The following is a 336-nucleotide window of genomic DNA, read 5'->3' as shown; positions in this document are numbered from 1 at the left end:
ATCCTACTCAAGGTCGCCAGATCCTTGATCCCGAAGTCCACGCCGACCGACGGCTGATCCGGCGCCTGTGGGTTGTAGTCTTCGGTGTCGACCAGGATCGAGACGTAGAAGCGACCGGCGCGCTTACTGATGTAGTGCTGATAGGCCGCCGCCTTGGACCACTTCACGCCGGGCTGACTGAAGTGCGCGAGCAGCTGGTTGTAACAGTGCCGCCGTGCACCGCACGCCTGATTGAGGTAGGCGGCTTGCTCCGGGGTTGGGCGCAGTTCAATCTTGTGGGCGATCAGCATGGGCCTCGACCGCCTGTTTCACATCATCCAACAGTGCCCGGTTCTT

The 336-nt window shown here is 61.3% G+C and carries 1 protein-coding gene; it reads right to left on the bottom strand.

All coding sequences use genetic code 11. From position 1 onward, the window contains the following. On the bottom strand, positions 1–290 hold a 290-nt coding region (locus tag HW932_RS21585; protein ID WP_176978495.1), incomplete at its 3' end, for a helix-turn-helix domain-containing protein. Between the last annotated feature and the right edge of the window lie 46 nt (positions 291–336).

This window comes from Allochromatium humboldtianum, from assembly GCF_013385175.1.
In the GTDB taxonomy this organism is placed as follows: Bacteria; Pseudomonadota; Gammaproteobacteria; order Chromatiales; family Chromatiaceae; genus Thermochromatium; species Thermochromatium humboldtianum.
The sequence above is the reverse complement of the archived record's forward strand: the minus strand, read 5'-3'. Positions and strand labels throughout refer to the sequence as shown.